Below are 19052 nucleotides of genomic sequence, written 5' to 3'. Positions count from 1 at the left end.
TTCGTGGCGCATGACCAGCAGTACCATGAGTTGATTCTGGGCAGTATCGACGGAAAAAATCACGTTATCCACGCCCACTTTGAAATCCGCTAGGATGCGTTTTGTGGATGAGTCAACAGGTTTTTGGGTGCGTCCTGGCATTCGTACAGTTGCTCCCGGTGAATATAAGCCTCAATCGGAGGGGTAACAATCTCTGGATCACATTCTTCACGATAGGACGTTGAAGACACTCCGGGTACCGTTAAGTCTGCGATCGACACCGTCGCTCCCATTTGTCGCAGCGATCGAATATCAGCTTCGGTCATCCCATAGCCCGATCGCGGAACGACCAATAGTTTAACCTGTCGCAGTAACTCCTCCACGCGATACCAGCGGGGAAGTTGGTGAACCAGATCGGAGCCAATCACCAGGGTAAACTCCGCATCTTTCCACTGTTGCCGGGCCTGTTCGACCGTGATCAACGCTCTGGGGTTGCTCAGTTCCAGATGCAAATGAATATTATGCCGAGGCGGATAAATATCATCAATCAGCAATTGCAGCATTGCCGCGCGATGATCCAGGGGAGTCTGGTGAGTCTTAAAGGGATTATCGGAAGCCCAGACGGCCACCTGATCGTAGTGATCGGCCAACCATTTCAAAATTGCCTGATGTCCGGCGGTTGGGGGATCAGCACTGGTTCCAAAGAGAGCAATGTGAAGCATAGGGTGAGACAAGTGAGAAGAGAGGAGAGAGGAAGGAGGAGGGAGGAGAGAGGAGTGGTTAGGGGGCGGGTGTGGGAGTGGGGATGTGAAGTTTGGTTTGGGTGGTTTCGGTGAGGGTTTGGAGGGGAGGGGAAATGTCGGGATGGTAGGAGGTGGGCGATTGGATACGGCGGATGGTATCGGGCAGGGTGCGGATGGCGGTTCGGGTACGGTGGGCGATCGTTTCCAGATCTTCGGAGGGATAGAGGCGTTGACCTTGTTGGACGACGGGTTGGAGGAGGGGCGTTTCGTTAGGTTGGGAGGATTCGGTAATCAGGGCGAGGCGATCGGCTTCCCATTGTTCGGGGTGCTCTGGGTGATGGCGACGAAAGATTTGCTTGCGACCGGGGTAGGTGACTTTGCCGCTGGAGGTTTTCATAACGGGGATGCCGTCAATTTCAACCAGCTTATAGACTCCATTCACGGGTGATCCGGTCACTAACTTGGTTCCCAATCCATACCCATCAATCGCTGCTCCTGCGGCTTTAAGGCGGTCAATCTCAAACTCATCCAGATCGCCACTGGCGAAAATCTTCACTCCTGGCAGCCGTTGCCGTACCTGTTGGGACAGTGTAACCAAATCCCCTGAATCCAGCCGTATCGCATTTACCTGAATTTCGCCCGCCTTCACCCGATCGGCCAGGTTTTGGGCAGCGGCGATCGTATCGTAGGTGTCAATCAGCAGAGCTGCTCCGGGGAAATAGCGGTGAAAGGCGGTAAAGGCTTGATCTTCGCTCCCTTCCAGGGCCGAGAGGGCCATCACCAGCGAATGGGCCATCGTCCCACTGGGAACCTGCCCCAGTTGCAAAGCGGCTAACACGTTGGACGTTGAGTTCAATCCGGCCGCCAGGGCTGCACGAGCTGCCCAGAGGGAAGCCTGGGGACTAAAGGCGCGACGAGTACCAAATTCCAGTAAGACGGCTGATTCCCCTGCCACATCTCGCAATCGGGCGGCTCTGGTGGCAATCAGGGTTTGATAGTTCAGGGCATTGAGCAAATAGGTTTCCACAATCTGCGCCTGCCAGAGGGGAGCTTCGATCCGCAGCAAGGGTTCATTCGCAAAAACGATCGTCCCTTCTGGAACTGCCCAAACTTCGCCACTAAACCGAGCCTCGGTCAGCATTTCCCAAAATCGCGCTGGGGCATCGGCAAAGATGCCAGTCGATTGCAGGGCAGTAACCTGGTCAGAGGTAAAGTGGAGCTGTGCCAAATAGTCCAATGCTTGCTCTAAACCCATCGCCACCAGATAGCCAAAATCCTTGGGCAACTTGCGAGCAAACAACTCAAAACTGGCCGATCGCTGCTCCAGTTCTTCGCCCACATAGCAGGCGGACATAGTCAACTGATAAAGATCGGTCAAGAGGCTGTAGTCTTGGGGTTGAAGCAGCAGGGCTGTGTTCATGGTGTAAACTCAACTGCCCTCAGAAAGTAGATCGTCTGGTTATAGTTATTTTTACCAAAAATCAGCAATTTGTCATCCAGACTGACTCAAATCTTTCCGCATCAACGGTTAGCTAGGGTCTGATTAATCCGAGCCAGTAGTTCTGGCATTGAGAGGGGAGTCGGTAGGACGGTAGTGGCGATCGGACTCCACCGCTCCATGAATTCTTGAATCTCTTCTGGACTGGGAACAACGGATTCGGTATGGCAGTTCCAGACAAGGATAGCTGGTTTAGGAGAAAGCCCTTCCAGGGTTTGAAACATCTCCAGAAACAGCGGATGCATTTGCCTGGCGGCAGGGGCGCAAAACAGCAGTAAATCAACACTATGATGCTCTAACTGTTGAACAATTTCTGTCCAGGAATGACCAACAGAACTGCGAAATCCAGCAATTTGCATATAGTGAACCAGAGCCTGGGTTGCACTGGGATGTTTAGGGGTGTCGTCCGCAGAAGAAATGTGCTGATGTAAATCGGAGGGAACGGCCAGGGCCCATTCTGCTTCCAGGGTGGCAATATCAGCCACCAGAACGTGCGGTGTCCAGTGGATGCCAGCTGCCATTTGAATGGACTGCCACAGGGCAGAGGAATCCTGATTGCTCAAGTCTCCCGGAGAACGATGGGACAAATCCAGGCAGGGAAAGACTGCTAGCCCTGGAATCAGGTTGGCAGCGTAGGTGATTTCTGCGGTCAGCGTGACCAGCGGCAGGGCAGCCAGGGACGGGGATAGACTCAACTGCTTGAGATAGTCTGATGGTTCCTCAAACCCTCCATCCAGCAGCACAACGTTTGGCTTCCAAACCTGCGCCAGCAAGTTAGCCTGATCCAGGTCATCAACTTCCAGGATGCGACAACGATGGGAATGAAGGAGATTATGCAAATCTTGCAGGTTGGCAAATATCGGTGGTGAAGGGAAGATGGTGTGGCTGGAATCAGTATGGGTAAAAGGAACTGCGTTGTGCAGATACAGAATCGTCAGGGGTGAGGTGTTTTGTGGGGAGCCAGGGGTTGACGTTTGGTTAACCAGGCGATCCAGACATCGTCGTAAATCTTCTACCTGAACGGGTAAGTTCAAAAAGGCATTTGCCCCATTTTGAAATGCTTGTTCTCGATCGACTCGTGGTGCAGTTATCACCACTGGAATATGGCGGGTTTCTTCATCAGTTTTCAGCAGGGTTAGGACATCCCAACCCGATAGCAACGGCAACATGGGATTCAAAAAGATAATTCCCGGTTGCAGGCGGCGAATTTTTTCCAGAGCCTCGGTGCCCGCTCGAGCGATCGCCACTCGATATCCGAACCGAACGAGCGGTTGCGACAATTCCTCAATCAATGCCGTATCGGACTCAACCAGTAACATCAAGCGATTATTCGCTGTAATGGAAGCAGAGGGGGGATGAGCAACGGTTTGACCTGAGTTAAAATCCTGGGCAACATGGGGCGGATGGGGCGGCAGGAGTAGCGTAAATTGACTGCCTTCACCTTCCACTGAAGTAAAGGTGACATCACCACCATGCAGCCGCGCCAATCGTTGGGTCAACACTAATCCCAGCCCTGTTCCCTCAAATTGCCGAGTCAGGGGATTTTCTAACTGCTGAAACTTTTGAAAAATCAGGTGTTGCTTATCTGTGGGAATACCAATTCCAGTATCCCAGACGTTGAACGCAATCCAACCTTCCCAGGATTCTACGGTTAGCCCGATCGCCCCTCCCGGCGCAGTGAACTTGATGGCATTGGAGAGCAAATTAGACAGCATTTGCCGCAGACGCATTTTATCGGCAATTAAGCTTTCCACCTCAGGTTGAACGGTCAGGCTAAAGTCCAAGGAGGGTACCTCAGAGTCCGTCTCATCGTTGGTTTGCTCATTCGCATGAAGCTGTTGCGCTTGCTGATAGGCATCACGGCAGACGGATTCAATCTGTACTGATTCTGGAGAAAGTTCCAGTTGCCCGGTCTCAATCCGCGTCAGATCAAGAATGTCGTTCACAATCAGAATCAATTGCCGACCGCTCTGATAGATCAAATGGGCATAGCGAGATTGGCGATCGTTTAACTCCCCCAACATCCGATTTTTCAGCAGGCTGGACAGTCCCAGTACCGCTGTCAGGGGAGTCTTGAGTTCGTGGCTGATGCAGGCCAGAAACTCATCCTTCAGGCGATTGAGCTGTACCAGATCGGCGTTTTTGGCTGCCAGTTCCTTGGCAATCTGATGCTGCTCCGTAATATCCTGAGCCAGTACTAACCAGAGAAACTCAGTTTGGGCGATCGATCGCCAGTCTGGATCGGGGCTAAATCCAAGGTTTGCCAGCTTAAAGGGCGGTGGGCTAGAGCGTTGATCGGGGGGTTCTCCTGGAAACGCAGGGATGCGATCGGGTTCAAACCGTAACTGGTTGGAGGTAATCCCCATGGGAATTTTTAAAAATTTCCAAACCCGATCTTGCCCACTCTTCATGGGACAGAGACATACACAGCCCCCTGGTTCAGCACTGATGTGACATGAATTTGTGTAGGGAAGACTAGTCGCAGTTCCAGACGCAAACAGTCCATCTCCTGCCAGCGAACCAGCATCCGGTGTTTCCCAATTTCCAGCTTCCAAAATGGCAGCAGCGGCTTGACCGATCTGCCCAGGATCCCGTAGTCCACTGACCTGTTGTCGCCAGACTAAATTTTGCGTGATGATCTGCCCTGCCCCCGTTTGGAGCATCAGCGGCACAGGAATCCGCTCTAGCAAATCAATCAGCGGATCAACGACGGGTAGGGTTGGTTCAGAATGGCCCTCGTCCAGAGCCGTTGTCGATCCTGCCGGGGGAGAGGGCGATCTTCCTATTGCAGGATCAACCCCAGGCTCACGAGCCGTGCTAACTTCACGAGCAGCCCCAACCCCATGCCCCATGGGAGCAGCGATCGTTTGGCTGGCTAAGACTTGCAGCAAACGCAATCGATCGAGGATTCCCACGTACTGCCCATCCCGGTTTACCAGAACCCACTGCTGGAGGGGAATCGCCTGGTGGGTGTGCGCGATAGTCTGAGGTGAGCGCGGCGGTGAGAGGGTTTGCTGCGGGAAACCTGCCTGAAGCGCGGCGTGAAACTGTTCCACGCTCCAGTCCAGGGGCAAAGGAATCAGAGGTTCTAAGCGGGGCAGAATAGCTGAAACCCGGTGATGAGAAACGATCGTCTGCACTGAAGGCCCCAGACAGGGCTGCACCCCCGACAGGTCAATTTCCAGGTTTGGCACACCACGTCGGGCATAAAGCAGGTTAGATGAATCAGACAAAGATAAATCAGATACAATGGACGGCTCCTGCTCTGTCTGATCCGAGAGAAACCCAATAAATTGCTGCAGGCTGAACGTGCCCAGAGGCATATGATTAGAGTCTACAATCACTGTCCGCTCATGGCCAGCCTGAAACATCTGCCAGACGAACACTAGCGAGTCAGCCCCAACGCAGGTTGGAACAGCAATCGTAAATTCTCGCAGAGTGACAGTGTCCATTGCTATAGCCAAGAAACCCTTCCGAGGGACTGTAATACTGTAATCGAGACTTCAAAGTTCTGTTGCCCTGCGAGTTTATTGTTCACAGGTTAGGGCAAGCACAGGTAAATACTAACAACTCGTGGCTTGGCTCTCGCAGATAGGGGGCGATTTCTTACCGAAGAGGCAGAGGATTTCAATGCCCCACCTGATTGTGACCGATCGACCCGTCTGGTAGCTGAATTCAGCAATTTCAATCTTCCAAAACCAATCCCTGCATTGAACATTGCACCCATCTAGAAAACGGTTACAGTTCAGGTCAATCAGGCGGTTGTAGGTTCTGAGCAGAAGTCAGGTTCGATCGCGGGGCAGGATTGCACTCCTTCCGAACGGCTCACTCTAATTATGGCGACCCTGACAGGAAAACTGTAGGTTTTCAACTACAATAGTTGTTAAGTATTCTAAAATTGTTAATTTTTCTAAGGGACTGCACCTTGCAGTCGAGGTTGTGGCAAGAAAGTAGTCTATATTTCGTGTGTCAAGGTTTTGCGCTCCCCTCTTTCGATTTGCATCTTCTATCAGTCTGATGCGTTGGCCCGATCGCTCCTGCAGTATCTCAGAGGGACTCCCCCCGGTGAGCAGGTGGGGGGTCGCTACACGGTCACGCAGTTTAATGAAGCTCAGGGGTTTCTCAACTTCGTTGTCCAACGGACTCACCACGTAGATTGTCTGGTTTTGCAGGATGATCCCGTCTTACCGGACTTACTGGAGCAACTCAAGCAGTTGGAAATCTTTTTCCCGATCGTCCTACTCCAGACGGGGGAAGCTTCCGATCAGTCCCAGGTTGCCCTCAATGATCTCGGGCGTGATGTGTCTGCCCCGGATTATTTCTCAACCGTGCTATCCCTGGAGACCGATCGACTCAGTGAGATTCGGTCAGCGATCGATCAGGCGATCAGCAAGTTCATTCAAATCGCGCCCCATCAACCTGCCCAGGAGGCTGACCAGGCTTCCTCGGATTCCGTACCATTTCCGACTGCGCGATCCTTATCTCTAAAGGCGCAGCAGTTGCGATTGGCTGAAAAACTCAAGGAGCGGCTGGGCTATCTAGGTGTGTACTACAAGAGAAATCCGCAGAACTTTCTCCGGCATATGTCTTCGACTCAGCAAGACACCCTATTGCGGCAACTGCAAGCAGAATATCGTGAGATCATCCTCACCTATTTTTCCGATGAAGCAAATAACTTGAACCAGAAAATTGACGATTTTGTCAATGTTGCTTTCTTCGCGGATATCCCAGTGGCGCAGATTGTAGAAATACATATGGATTTGATGGACGAATTCTCCAAGCAGTTGAAGCTGGAAGGACGCAGCGATGACATCCTTCAGGACTACCGACTCACCTTAATTGATACGATCGCCCATCTGTGTGAAATGTATCGTCGTTCTATCCCCAGAGAATCTTGAGCCCAGAATCTTAAAACTCTCTGCACTTCTGGTTAAAGCCCCCCTTTAGCAGATATTACAAAGGTGTGAGGATAGAACTATCTCCATCAAACAGTACTATGATGCCTCCAGTCCTCCGCATCTCTAACCCTTGAAGGTGTCGCCCGCTGAATCCATGAGTCCCCTAAAGAAAACCTACATTCTTAAGCTTTACGTGGCTGGCAATACGCCCAATTCTGTTCGGGCACTCAAAACGCTGAACAATATCTTAGAAAAAGAGTTTCAGGGGGTTTATGCCCTCAAGGTGATTGATGTTCTGAAAAACCCCCAGCTTGCCGAAGAAGATAAAATCCTGGCAACTCCGACCCTGGCTAAAATTTTGCCTCCGCCTGTGCGCAAAATCATTGGTGATTTGTCCGATCGAGAAAGGGTTTTGATCGGGTTGGATCTGCTCTACGATGAATTGCAGGAAGACGAGATGGAAGAACTGCAAGATCAGCAGTAACGTTAGTAATGTCACCTGTAAGCAGTTGATACGGTTCCTGAGCAAATGCGATCGTCTGGATGGAGTGACTGATGGATTGAGTAACTGAGCCGCTCAATTTATTGGTTTAATTTATATAGTTTGCAAGGAATATTCGGCCTCAAATTTTTAGAAAACTTCCCTCCTGTATCCCTGTCCGCGTATAATGAAAGATTTGGATACGCGCTTTTAATCATCTAGGAACGATTACAACACTGTTATGACCCAAACAAACCAGGATGGACAACAGCGTAGCCTGACGATGGTAGGCGTTCAAAAAATCCGCACGATGATTGAAGGGTTTGATGATATCAGTCATGGCGGCTTACCCATCGGCAGAACAACCCTGGTTAGCGGCACGTCTGGGACAGGCAAAACATTATTCGCTGTGCAGTTTCTCTACAACGGCATTACCCAATTCGATGAGCCTGGGATTTTTGTCACTTTTGAGGAATCCCCCGCAGACATTATCAAGAATGCCTACAGCTTTGGCTGGGATTTGCAAAAGTTGCTGGACGAGGGCAAGCTGTTCATCCTGGATGCATCCCCCGATCCAGAGGGGCAGGATGTGATTGGGAACTTCGACCTATCGGCCCTGATTGAGCGAATTCAGTACGCCATCCGCAAATACAAGGCCCGGCGTGTGTCGATCGACTCTGTTACGGCCGTCTTTCAGCAGTATGATGCGGCATCGGTCGTGCGGCGGGAAATTTTTCGGCTAGTGGCTCGCCTGAAACAGGTCGGTGCTACAACGATCATGACCACGGAGCGGGTGGAGGAATACGGACAGGTTGCCCGGTTTGGAGTGGAGGAATTTGTCTCCGATAATGTGGTGATTGTACGGAACGTTCTGGAGGGAGAACGGCGACGGCGTACTGTCGAAATCCTCAAACTGCGCGGCACCACCCACATGAAGGGGGAATATCCCTTCACCATCACCAATCAAGGCGTGAGTATCTTCCCATTGGGAGCGATGCGCCTGACCCAGCGATCGTCTAACGTGCGCGTGTCTTCTGGGGTGAAAACGCTGGATGAAATGTGCGGCGGCGGTTTTTTCAAAGATTCAATCATTTTGGCCACGGGAGCGACTGGAACTGGAAAAACCCTGTTGGTCAGCAAGTTCTTACAGGATGGCTGCATGATCGAGGAACGGGCCCTACTGTTTGCCTACGAAGAATCTCGCGCCCAACTCTCCCGCAATGCCTACTCCTGGGGCATTGACTTTGAGGATATGGAGCAGAAGGGACTCCTGAAAATTATCTGCGCCTACCCGGAATCCGCCGGACTGGAAGATCACTTGCAGATTATCAAATCCGAAATTGCTGAGTTCAAACCCTCCCGAATTGCGATCGACTCCCTATCGGCTCTGGCGCGAGGGGTAAGCAACAACGCCTTCCGGCAGTTTGTGATTGGAGTCACGGGCTTTGCCAAACAGGAAGAAATCACTGGATTTTTCACCAACACCACGGATCAGTTCATGGGGTCGAACTCCATCACCGACTCGCACATTTCCACCATTACCGATACTATCCTGCTGCTGCAATACGTGGAGATTCGGGGTGAAATGGCCCGTGCCATCAACGTCTTCAAGATGCGGGGTTCCTGGCACGATAAGGGGATTCGAGAATACGTCATCAGCGATCAAGGCCCTGAAATCAAAGACTCCTTCCGCAACTTTGAAGGCATCATTAGCGGTTCGCCTTCCAGGATCGCGGTAGATGAGAAAAATGAACTCTCGCGGATTGTCCGGGGCTTCCAGGAAAAGTCAGGGGATGAGGACTCCAAGGTTTAAATCTGAAATCATCTTCTAAACCAATACATTTTGTAAAAATGTAGCAAAAGTTACAGTTTTTGAGGAAAGATAAAAGAAGTCAGATCCAGGAAGTCTTTATTCACTTCGGTTAAAGACGGGTTGGCATCATTTATTTTTACTGCTTTTGCAGGGTGGGATTAACGATCGCTGATCGGAAGATCTCACGTCGATCGCAGAACCGATCGCAGAACCGATCGCGCCGCAACCGATCGCACAGGGTAAAACGAATCCGTACTGATTCACCTGTACGCTTCGCCTGTACTGATTTGAAGGTCGATTATTTTAGCCGATCGCTTTGTTGATTATTCGACCGATTATCTGGCTGATCATTATGGCCGATCGTCGTGGCAAAGGCTGCAACGGTTTAATCTCGCCAAAATCCAAAATCTAAAATCCAAAGTCCAAAACATCACGGGGGGTCGGATTTATGCTGGGTACACTTTTGTCAGATGCGAATCGAAGATTAGAAAAAGCCCTGCGATTCGTTTCCATTCACGACGATGTTGCCGAGCGTCTGAAGTCCCCCAAAGCCAGCCTGGCGGTTTCCATTCCAGTCCGGATGGATGATGGTTCGCTGCGGGTCTTTCAAGGCTATCGAGTTCGTTATGATGATAGCCGTGGCCCCACTAAGGGCGGCATTCGGTTTCATCCCAGTGTCACTCTAGATGAAGTGCAGTCGCTAGCATTCTGGATGACATTTAAGTGTGCAGCCCTCAGCATTCCGTTTGGAGGGGCAAAGGGAGGGGTAACGGTGAACCCCAAGGAACTCTCTAAGTTTGAGTTAGAGCGACTCAGCCGGGGGTACATTGATGCCGTTGCTGATTTTATTGGCCCGGATACCGATATCCCTGCCCCGGATGTTTATACCAATTCCATGATCATGGGTTGGATGATGGATCAATACAACATCATTCGGCGGCAAATTACCCCAGCGATCGTCACGGGTAAGCCGATTACGATGGGCGGCAGCCTGGGTCGAGAAACGGCCACTGCGATGGGAGCCTTCTTTACCATCCAGGCAATTATGCCCAAATTAGGTCAACGTCCAGCGGAAACCACTGTTGCCGTCCAGGGCTTTGGGAATGCTGGAGCCGTCATTGCTGAACTGCTATTTCATGCGGGTTATAAAGTGGTTGCGGTCAGCGATTCCCAGGGAGGGGTGTATGCTGAACAGGGCTTAGACATTCCCAGCATTCGGCAGGTCAAAGAAGCCACTCGCGGCGTGAAGGCGGTTTACTGTGAAGGAAAACTGTGCAATCTGGTGGCTCATACCCCCATCACCAACGAAGAGCTTTTAGAACTGGATGTCGATATTCTGGTGCCTGCGGCTCTAGAAAATCAGATTACTGAACTGAATGCCCACCATATTCGATCGCAGTATATTTTTGAGGTCGCCAATGGCCCCATCACCTCCACCGCCGACCCGATTCTGGAAAGTAACGGGATTCAAGTTTTTCCCGATATTTTAGTCAATGCTGGTGGAGTCACCGTCAGCTATTTTGAGTGGGTTCAAAACCGCAGTGGACTGTACTGGAGCCTGGAAGAAGTCAATCGTCGTCTCAGTGAAAAAATGATTGAAGAAACTGAGCGTGTCTGGTCGATCGCTCAAGAACTGAGCTGCTCCATGCGAACGGCCGCCTATGTCCATGCCCTCAAGCGACTATCCGAAGCGATCGAAGCCAAGGGAACCAGGGATGATTATTTGACGTGATAGGGATTATTTGACGTGATAAGAGAGGTTGGGGGTCGGAAGTAGGAGATTCTCCTTCGGAGCCGTTACCCGGAAAATCTACCGTAAGGGCGCACAGCAGTGCGTCCCCTACCACACGTTATTTCTCCGCACACTCCCCACTCCCCACTCCTCACTCCCCACTCCCCACTCCTCACTCCTCACTCCCCAACTCCCTCGCTCTCCCCTGAATCTCCTGAATCGAAAAGACTGCCTGAAACTCAATCCCCTGTTGTGCATAGAGTTCAGCACCACCTTGCAGCCGATCGACCAGCGAGAGAATCTGAGTCACGGTATAGCCAGCCTGACGTAAGCGATCGACCGCTTTCAGGGCAGATTGTCCAGTCGTCACCACATCCTCCAGGACGACAACTGAACTCTGGGGAGGCAGGGTGGGCCCTTCAATGTAGGCTTGGGTGCCATGCCCCTTGGCTTCCTTCCGCACAATCAGGGGAGTTATCGCCTGTCCGGCATAGGCTGCGACAATGCTGGTGGCAGTGACGATCGGATCTGCCCCGAGGGTCAGTCCAGCAACGGCTTGCGTGCCAGGAGGCAGGAGGGACAGCAAAACTCGCCCTACAGCGACTCCGCCTAAGGGATGTAACGTCACCTGCTTGCCATTGATGTAGTAAGTGCTGCGTTGCCCTGAAGATAAAACAAAATCTCCTTCGCGGTAAGCAACCGTACAAAATAAATCGAGCAAATACTGGCGTACCGTTGGTAAGTCCGCCTCAACGATCGGTGAGGGAGAGGCAGTGGAAGCGGGAATGAGTTCAGGCATGGGAGGTAGAGATCTTTCAAGAACAACAACAACAGAAAATACAGATAGATTTTATAGGTCAGGCTGTTTTCAGCGATGGAGGAAAATATTTTCCATCCTGAAACGCCCCATCTCTTCTAATAACAAACACGGGCTTTAACCTCGATCGCATCAATGATTCTCCGTAGTTTTATGGACAGATTAAAAAAATCGACAGCTACTAAATTTTGAAAAAAGAATTTTTGTGCCAACTTCGATCATAGACCGTATGATGAACTAAAGGCTTAAAAAATGAGCCATTACGAATAGCCTAAGAATTCAGCAACCTTTTGTGAATTTTGGCTTGAGTCAATTGGACTTTTGAGGTTTGTGAGGGCAGAGATATGGGCATAAGGTCAAGCACTAAAAGCTGGAAGCGATGGGGGTATCGATTCAGCATCCTTCCCGTTTCTATTGTGATAGTTGGGCTGCTCGGTCGTGAGGCGATGGCGCAGGTGACCACCGTTCCCTTCCGAGTTGAAGATGGAGAGATCATAGAAATTCCCACTGTGCAGGAACAGGTTGAAGATACCTATTTCACCAACAGTCAGGACTTTTACCGCAACCAGCGGTTTCCCCGCACCCTATGGCCTATTTTTGGCATTGTGGAAAATGATATTGGTGGGGATGGCCGTCGCATCAACGAACTATACCGAGAGCTGCTCGAACAGCAAATTGAGCCATTCACCCTGATTCGAGTTGCCGATTTTCCCAACCCATTTACTGGTTCATTGGCAACCACACCGCTGTTTGTCGAAGAACCGTTGCCTCCCCCAGCCATTCCTCGGATTGTGCCCGGCCCGCCTACTACGGCTCCGGTTCCCGGCGTGCAACCGCCTGCGCCTCAACAACCCCCGCCAGCATTGTGGTAAGCCCTGGGGGGATAGTGAACCGGTAGGTGCTCTAAGGCAGCTAAAACTCTAGTAACCATTCTGAAGCGCGTTCTCCCAAATCGATTGGAATGCTCACCGCTTTGCCCAGACGAGGTCGATCGCGGGTTTGAGCAATAAAGTGCTGCACTTGGGCGGTTCCACCCCAAGCGTTAATGTAACCTGCAATTTCGTCTAAATGGGCCAGGTATTCTGCCTCACTGAGGGGAAAGGAAGCTTGTTCCAAATATTTCCACATCACTTGCAGGAACACCTTACCTGTGCCTCGGCGGAGCTGCACATCGTAAGACCGTCCCCACTTTTTCAATAACAATTGGTGTAGTTCTTCTCCGGTCATTGCCCCTCGCCATCGAGATGCTTCATTCTTCTTTACAAGAATATGTCCTTTCAACGTTAGCTTAACGGGTTCCTTTTAAGAAGGAAATGAATCATTGACTCAATTGCTGAGTAACAGAATAAGCTGTTCTTAGATAGCCAAGTATGGATCAGAAATGATGTTTGACAGAGGTTTCAATGGAGATCTGGCAACAACTCAGCCGACAGCGCGTTAAGCATATTGTAAGTAGTTATCAACTCGCTGGGAATGAAGCGAGTCAGTTTGAGTCCTATCTAGAGGATTTGCTGAACCGTTATCCCTGCCCCCTGATTGAACTGGCTTTGGTTGAAACGTTGATTGATAACTGGCTGTCGGTTCCGCTCATTCGAGGAATTGAATTTCTTACCCAGGCTCACAATAAACTCAAACTCTGGGATACGCAGCCGATCGTCAGCACCATCACACCTGAGCAATTTCAGCAGATCGCTGGATTGGATCCAACACCCATTTTCGGTTCGGCTGAGATTCCACCCGCCTGTCCGATCGTGCGTCCATCTTAACAAAAGCAATCTCAAACCATAGACCGAGGCAGGGCAGGTTCCTTTGTGCGAGGGTAAAACCGAACTAAAGCAGCCTGAAGTTCCTAGCGAAGAGAAAGGAGGATGCATTGATGGCGGCAGCAAACACTGGCTCCCAACCCCCGATCGCCAACCACGAATCATCTGATGATCGATCGTTTCTAGAGAAAGTGATGCGACAAGCTGGACTGATTGATCCCTACGATGCTAGAGACATTACAGAAGTCGTTTTTCGCTGCATGCGAGATTTGATGACCACTGAAGCGTCCGATCGCGTGGCAGATGAACTGCCCAATGCAGAGGTTCTGAAATCTGCTGAAGCCAAGTCCTTACAGATCGGTGTAGATGATCTCTGGCAAGATACAAACCCTCTGGTTAGCTTTTTGAGCCGCATTCGTCCCCCCTTACACGGTTCAGGCTTCTGGCGGTTTGATGCCGATCGCTTTGTTTTCCGCGTTGCGAACGAGGCGAGTGTACCCAGGAACCTTGATCCTGAGCGGGTGATTCAGGCGGTATTCTCAGCTACGAAGGATGAGCTGTCTGAGGAGCGGGTTGAGGAAGTTGCCAGGTGGTTGCCCGATCGAGTTCGCCAGATATGGGAGCAGGCATAGCGGGTACGGATATATAGACTCAAGGATTGGTTTTAGGGAGCGGCAATAAAACGGCATTTCAAGCTTTCTATGATCTCTGTGATCTTTGTGATCCCTGACGATGATCCCTGACGATGGCTCTCTGATCTTTATTCGATCGGGTAGAGCTTGTGCAGGTTTTTGCATTGCTCCAGGAGCAGTCCTCCTTTCAACTGAACTGAAAAGGGCGATTTTTCAATCACATCCTGACAGCGCAGGTCAATCAGATTGGGATTGTAATCTACAAAGTCATCAACACATGCGCCATAGACAATCTCAGAGAGATTAGCCCAAAGGCAAGCTGCCGCACACATGGGGCAGGGTTCGTAGGTGGTGTAGAGGGTATAGCCCTCCAGGGATTTTGTCCCCGATCGCATTGCCAGTTTGCGGATGACGTTCACTTCGGCATGGGCAGTTGGATCGTTATCCGGAAAAACGCTGTTTCCAGCCACTTCAATGATTTGACTCCCCTGGGCAATCACGGCACCATAGGGAGTTTCACTTTTTTCTGCTGCTTCGATCGCCACTTGCATTATTTCTTCGGGAGTCATTTCCAACCGATCGATTCAATTACAACTACAACATTGTTTAGTCTAAGTTCAAATTTCAGATTTTTTATGTTCATTGAACATCAAATTGTCTTAAATCTTTCAGAAGTCATAGAAAAATAAAAAAGCCAGTGGAATGAACCTGCTTCTCTGGCTAGATGAAAGAACCTGTAAATTTGTTCAAGGTATAAAAGAGCAAATCAAACCGCTCTGGGTTGGCAGAGATTAACCCTACAACCCAGGAGTAAAGTAAGGAATAAGGCAGGTAAAAATGGCGGCATCTTTTAAGAAAGGCGATCGGGTACAGTGGAATACTTCCCAGGGGAAAACAGAGGGCGTAGTTGTTAAAAAGCTAACGGAACCAACGGACATCAAAGGTCATCATGTCAAGGCTTCCGAGGATAACCCAGAGTATTTGGTCAAAAGCGAAAAATCGGGCAAAGAGGCAGCTCACAAACCTGAGGCATTAACAAAAATAGAGAATTAAAGAGGATTAATAATGGCAGAGTTATCCCAGAAAGAAAAGGATACGGTACTGAACTTTGAAGCAGCCGTGAATATGACTGCTAAGGAAATTGAAGACTGGTTAAAAACAGAAGAATCCCAAAGTGTTGGACAAAAAGAAAGCGAGGAGGATGAATCCAAAGGACATCAATCTGGGCGAAAAATTGTCAAAATTCTTCGCAAATCGGAGTCAGAGTATACAGAAGCCGATCTGTCCCATATGAAAAAGGTAATTTCCTACATTCATCGCCACTCGGCCCAAAAACCTTCAGGCAGCATCGTAGAAACTCCCTGGCGGTATTCTTTGATGAATTGGGGACATGATCCGACGAAGTAGGAAGTAGGAAGTAGGGAGCAGGGAGTAGGGAGTGGGAAGTAGGGAGCATCCCGTTTATGCAAATTGATCGATTTCCGTAGCGCAGGCATCTTGCCTGCCAGTGAACTATCCATCATGCGAATGCAAAAGTGGGATACACCCGTGGTGAATCGGGAGTCGTCATTCCTCAACCCTCCCTCAGCCCACATCCGGATACGACGGCAAAGCTTCGATCGCCTGCTGGGCCATTTTTTTGCCAAAGGTGCTGGTAATCATGGGGCCGACCAGGCAGGTAATAATGATGTAAGCAATGATGGCATTAAAAAGTCCTTCGCTGAGGAGAAAGTCTGTACCGTTAGGAATAATGGTGCTCATGCCATAGAGGGCAACCACCAAAACCAGGGCAGCGCGAGACATGGTTAGCCCCAGCATGACCATTATTTCAGGCAGGGAATATTTAAAAGCGGTTCCAGCGATCCAGGCGGCTAGAAACTTTGCACCAACGGCTATCACAATCACCAGGGCTGCCAATCCCAGGTTTTCGGGATACTGGATTAATACAGTAGGGTTACAAAGTACTCCGACTGAAATTAAGAAGCAGGGAATGAACAGACTATTGCCGACAAACTCCACCTGCCGCATTAAGGAACTGGCAGATGATACGGAAGCGTTGAGGGCCAGTCCAGCAATGAAGGCTCCAACGATCGAATCAATGCCCAGGAGCAAGGTGGCGGAGGCAATCACAAACAGGCAAGTCAGAACAAAAATAAATTCTAGAGGCGTTCCTTCGGATTCAGGTTGAATCACCCACCGTCCAATGCGGGGAATTACCCAAAATGCGATACCTACCAGAGCCGGTAACACAATCAATAGTTTGATCCAAAGCAGCCACCCCACCCCACCGCTAGCGACGGCCTGTACGATCGACAGTCCCACTAAGGTCAAGATTGAGGTCACGACCGTACCCCCAACTGCTACGCCGATCGCCTCTCGTCGAACAATGCCCAGCCGCGCTACGATTGGGTAGGAAACCAGGGTATGGGGCGAGAACATAATGCCAAGGAGTAGCCCCGTGATCAGCGGATAGCCCAGCAGCTTTGCAGCAAGGATGCCAACGCTAAAGGGAATCCCAAAGGTGAGTAGTCCGAATCCTAGAGCGCGGGCACCTAACTGCCGGAGATTACTTAAATCCATCTGCATTCCAGCCAACAGCATGATGTAGAGTAAGCCAATTTTTTCGAGCAGTTGCAGTTGCTGATCGCGGGCTAGAACGCCTGAAACATTTGTCCCCAGAAGGGTGCCCAGCAGGATTAAGACCACCAGAGTGGGAAGATGCAGTCGGACACCTAAGAGGGGAGCCAGCCCAATCATTAAAAGCAAAACACAGAAAACGTAAACCGGATCGGTTAAGGGAAGCATGGATGGAGCGGGAGTTGCCATAAGGGTCATGACATTACATTCAGGATTTGGAATAGTGAAGAGAAGCATTGCTTGAAATAGATACACCGAGGCACGATCGCTTTTCGTAGGAGATGATATTGATACCTGATTTCAGGGCAATTCATCGCCCCAGCTTGAGCGAATCATAATCGACTTAAAGCAGGAATTCTGAGAGTAGCGATCGTTTCTTAAGGATTTACCGGAGCGGTATGGTTCAGGATTGTGAATATTCCTTGAACGAGGGATGGTGGCGATCGACGAGAGCTTTGGGACGAGACTCATCCTGGCTCACTTTAATCTATGGTTCGGACACAGTAATTTTGGCTGTTCTACCCTTTCCTGCTGCTGCCATGCCTCAATCTGTCCTGCTATATAATCCAGATCTGGAGTGAGGAATGCTTGCTTTTAGACTCTAGAGAAATTTTTTTCGATGGTTTCAATGCTTGTTTGCTATGAATGAGAATCAATCCAAATCAGCTTCCGAACATCCACTGGCTGATGCCTCCAAATCCGCCTTCGCAACCCGCCTGCGAAATTTCGTCATCGTTATGGTTGCAGTATTGCTGAGTGCAGCCATTTTTCTGGGATTGCAAACGGGTACCAGTACAGCTTCCCTGGCAGCAATGGCGGAAACTGCAACGCCATTAGAAGAAGCGTTGAGTAATGGTAAGCCCACGCTCATGGAGTTCTACGCTGACTGGTGTACGTCCTGTCAGGCAATGGCGCAGGATATGACCGACTTGAAAGCGGAATACAGCGATCGGGTCAATTTCGTCATGCTGAATGTGGACAACACCAAGTGGCTGCCTGAAATGCTGCATTATCGCGTCGATGGCATTCCCCATTTTGTTTTCCTCGATCGCACTGGAGAAACCCTGTCCAGCACCATTGGCGAACAGCCCCGGACTATCATGGCGGCCAACCTTGATGCGCTAACGGCGGGGGAATCTTTACCCTATGTCCAGGCAAGAGGCCGTGTTTCTGGGCTTGAAGCGGCAAATCCTGGCTCACGTCCTGATGATCCTCGGAGTCATGGGAGTCAGGTGGTTCAGTAGGGAAAAGTAGGGAATTAGACATAAAAATGAGGGTCGGAGGGAGTGGGTTTTTGCTGACGGTCGATCGCCAGCCCTTTGACCCATTCTCCAACTCCTGACCCTGAGGCTCGGGGATTCAATAACCTGTTAATCATTCTGCCTGTCTGACTGGGCGGGCAAGATGCCCACCTCACAAGAAGTTCAGGTTATTACATTTGTATTCCTTAGGATTCACGATCGGGCTCAGTTTTTAGCCCAAGCCCAATCTGCTCGACCTAAACCTGCACCATGCCACCAGCGGCTTGAAAACGGGCCCGGGCACGACGGTAGGCTTTTTCAGCTTGAATTAGTTCCTGACGGCTGCCACCACTCCGGGCCTGACTCAGGCGCGTTTCAGCTTCAGAAAAGGCCGTGCGAGCTTTTCACGATCGATTCCATCACCCCGTTCTGCCCCATTGACCAGAATCGTGACTTCATCGTTTTCGACCTCTGCGAAGCCACCCAGCAGGACGATCGTAGACCAGTCCTTGTTGGTTCGGACTCGCATCACCCCAATGTCTAATGCACTGAGGAGCGGTGCGTGACCCGTTAAGATACCGAGTTGCCCAGTGGTGCTGGGTAGAATCACTTCCTCAGCCGGAGAATCCCAGACCGTTTTGTCGGGAGCAATGACTCGTACAGTTAATGCCATAGTTGTATTTCAAAGAGTAAGGAGTAGGGAGTCGGGAATGGGGAGTCGGGGCCGGGGTCAGGATCAGGAGTAGAACCAAGGCTCACGTCAAGATTTGCGATGGTTCGCTTCTGAGACTACCCTCCCAATCTCTGATCCCTGAACC

The 19052-nt window shown here is 50.5% G+C and carries 19 protein-coding genes and 1 pseudogene; 11 read left to right on the top strand and 9 right to left on the bottom strand.

Annotated features, from left to right (window positions below):
- Positions 1 to 89: 89 nt before the first annotated feature.
- The 3 genes from ACM1PF_RS16635 to ACM1PF_RS16625 form a co-directional block, all read right to left on the bottom strand.
- Positions 90 to 701, bottom strand: a complete 612-nt coding sequence (locus ACM1PF_RS16635) for a nicotinate-nucleotide adenylyltransferase (protein ID WP_416676396.1) — start codon at positions 699 to 701, stop codon at positions 90 to 92.
- A gap of 58 nt (positions 702 to 759) precedes the next feature.
- On the bottom strand, positions 760 to 2142 hold the full coding sequence (locus tag ACM1PF_RS16630) for a nicotinate phosphoribosyltransferase (RefSeq protein ID WP_416676395.1): 1383 nt from the start codon (positions 2140 to 2142) through the stop codon (positions 760 to 762).
- 101 nt (positions 2143 to 2243) lie between these two features.
- Positions 2244 to 5672 (bottom strand): ATP-binding response regulator, encoded by a 3429-nt coding sequence (locus ACM1PF_RS16625; RefSeq protein WP_416676394.1) that lies wholly within the window; start codon positions 5670 to 5672, stop codon positions 2244 to 2246.
- Positions 5673 to 6197: 525 nt separating this feature from the next.
- Between ACM1PF_RS16625 and ACM1PF_RS16620 the strand changes: the two genes are divergently transcribed.
- From ACM1PF_RS16620 to kaiC, 3 genes are all read left to right on the top strand, one after another.
- The gene (locus ACM1PF_RS16620) at positions 6198 to 7118 is read left to right on the top strand and encodes a circadian clock protein KaiA (RefSeq protein WP_416676393.1); all 921 of its coding nucleotides are present in this window, start codon (positions 6198 to 6200) and stop codon (positions 7116 to 7118) included.
- Between the two features lie 154 nt (positions 7119 to 7272).
- The gene (gene kaiB, locus ACM1PF_RS16615; RefSeq protein WP_416676392.1) at positions 7273 to 7602 is read left to right on the top strand and encodes a circadian clock protein KaiB; all 330 of its coding nucleotides are present in this window, start codon (positions 7273 to 7275) and stop codon (positions 7600 to 7602) included.
- A 238-nt stretch (positions 7603 to 7840) separates the two neighbouring features.
- Entirely contained in the window at positions 7841 to 9412 is a 1572-nt protein-coding gene (kaiC, locus tag ACM1PF_RS16610) for a circadian clock protein KaiC (RefSeq protein WP_416676391.1), read from the top strand.
- 126 nt (positions 9413 to 9538) lie between these two features.
- Here the strand turns inward: kaiC and ACM1PF_RS16605 are convergent, their stop codons facing one another.
- Positions 9539 to 9676, bottom strand: a complete 138-nt coding sequence (locus ACM1PF_RS16605; RefSeq protein WP_416676390.1) for a hypothetical protein — start codon at positions 9674 to 9676, stop codon at positions 9539 to 9541.
- Positions 9677 to 9860: 184 nt separating this feature from the next.
- Here ACM1PF_RS16605 and ACM1PF_RS16600 point away from each other — a divergent pair, with 184 nt between their 5' ends.
- Positions 9861 to 11144 (top strand): Glu/Leu/Phe/Val family dehydrogenase, encoded by a 1284-nt coding sequence (locus tag ACM1PF_RS16600; RefSeq protein WP_416676389.1) that lies wholly within the window; start codon positions 9861 to 9863, stop codon positions 11142 to 11144.
- A 172-nt stretch (positions 11145 to 11316) separates the two neighbouring features.
- Here the strand turns inward: ACM1PF_RS16600 and pyrE are convergent, their stop codons facing one another.
- Complete coding sequence (pyrE, locus tag ACM1PF_RS16595; protein WP_416676388.1) at positions 11317 to 11943, bottom strand: orotate phosphoribosyltransferase; 627 nt, start codon at positions 11941 to 11943, stop codon at positions 11317 to 11319.
- Positions 11944 to 12377: 434 nt separating this feature from the next.
- Here pyrE and ACM1PF_RS16590 point away from each other — a divergent pair, with 434 nt between their 5' ends.
- Positions 12378 to 12833 carry a hypothetical protein gene (locus ACM1PF_RS16590; RefSeq protein ID WP_416676387.1) on the top strand — a complete coding sequence of 152 codons (456 nt, stop codon included), beginning with the start codon at positions 12378 to 12380 and terminating at the stop codon, positions 12831 to 12833.
- A 40-nt stretch (positions 12834 to 12873) separates the two neighbouring features.
- Here the strand turns inward: ACM1PF_RS16590 and ACM1PF_RS16585 are convergent, their stop codons facing one another.
- Positions 12874 to 13188: a DUF3067 family protein gene (locus ACM1PF_RS16585; protein ID WP_416676386.1), complete on the bottom strand. Its 315-nt coding sequence runs from the start codon at positions 13186 to 13188 to the stop codon at positions 12874 to 12876.
- 161 nt (positions 13189 to 13349) lie between these two features.
- Here ACM1PF_RS16585 and ACM1PF_RS16580 point away from each other — a divergent pair, with 161 nt between their 5' ends.
- Both ACM1PF_RS16580 and ACM1PF_RS16575 read left to right on the top strand, forming a co-directional pair.
- Positions 13350 to 13727, top strand: coding sequence for a hypothetical protein (locus ACM1PF_RS16580; protein ID WP_416676385.1), 378 nt, complete (start codon positions 13350 to 13352; stop codon positions 13725 to 13727).
- A 110-nt stretch (positions 13728 to 13837) separates the two neighbouring features.
- Entirely contained in the window at positions 13838 to 14356 is a 519-nt protein-coding gene (locus tag ACM1PF_RS16575; protein ID WP_416676384.1) for a DUF2267 domain-containing protein, read from the top strand.
- Between the two features lie 128 nt (positions 14357 to 14484).
- Here ACM1PF_RS16575 and ACM1PF_RS16570 read toward each other — a convergent pair whose 3' ends face one another.
- Positions 14485 to 14925 carry a nucleoside deaminase gene (locus tag ACM1PF_RS16570; RefSeq protein WP_416676383.1) on the bottom strand — a complete coding sequence of 147 codons (441 nt, stop codon included), beginning with the start codon at positions 14923 to 14925 and terminating at the stop codon, positions 14485 to 14487.
- 268 nt (positions 14926 to 15193) lie between these two features.
- Here ACM1PF_RS16570 and ACM1PF_RS16565 point away from each other — a divergent pair, with 268 nt between their 5' ends.
- Positions 15194 to 15409: a hypervirulence associated TUDOR domain-containing protein gene (locus ACM1PF_RS16565; RefSeq protein ID WP_416676382.1), complete on the top strand. Its 216-nt coding sequence runs from the start codon at positions 15194 to 15196 to the stop codon at positions 15407 to 15409.
- Between the two features lie 12 nt (positions 15410 to 15421).
- Positions 15422 to 15763 carry a DUF3140 domain-containing protein gene (locus tag ACM1PF_RS16560; protein ID WP_416676381.1) on the top strand — a complete coding sequence of 114 codons (342 nt, stop codon included), beginning with the start codon at positions 15422 to 15424 and terminating at the stop codon, positions 15761 to 15763.
- 177 nt (positions 15764 to 15940) lie between these two features.
- On the opposite strand, the gene ACM1PF_RS16555 is transcribed toward ACM1PF_RS16560, so the two are convergent.
- A complete protein-coding gene (locus ACM1PF_RS16555; protein ID WP_416676380.1) occupies positions 15941 to 17191 on the bottom strand; it encodes a cation:proton antiporter in 1251 nt (416 codons plus the stop codon).
- A gap of 200 nt (positions 17192 to 17391) precedes the next feature.
- On the opposite strand from ACM1PF_RS16555, the gene ACM1PF_RS16550 reads away from it, so the two are divergent.
- Together ACM1PF_RS16550 and ACM1PF_RS16545 are read left to right on the top strand one after the other, a co-directional pair.
- Entirely contained in the window at positions 17392 to 17574 is a 183-nt protein-coding gene (locus ACM1PF_RS16550) for a hypothetical protein (protein WP_416676379.1), read from the top strand.
- Between the two features lie 60 nt (positions 17575 to 17634).
- Complete coding sequence (locus ACM1PF_RS16545) at positions 17635 to 18237, top strand: thioredoxin family protein (RefSeq protein WP_416676378.1); 603 nt, start codon at positions 17635 to 17637, stop codon at positions 18235 to 18237.
- A 254-nt stretch (positions 18238 to 18491) separates the two neighbouring features.
- On the opposite strand, the pseudogene atpC reads toward ACM1PF_RS16545, so the two are convergent.
- A pseudogene (atpC, locus tag ACM1PF_RS16540) lies at positions 18492 to 18907 on the bottom strand (ATP synthase F1 subunit epsilon).
- Between the last annotated feature and the right edge of the window lie 145 nt (positions 18908 to 19052).

The organism is Egbenema bharatensis FJBBOT/2019 (assembly GCF_048077055.1).
GTDB classification, from domain to species: Bacteria; Cyanobacteriota; Cyanobacteriia; order Elainellales; family Elainellaceae; genus Egbenema; species Egbenema bharatensis.
Note: the sequence above shows the minus strand (reverse complement) of the source record. Positions and strands in the feature narration are given on the sequence as shown.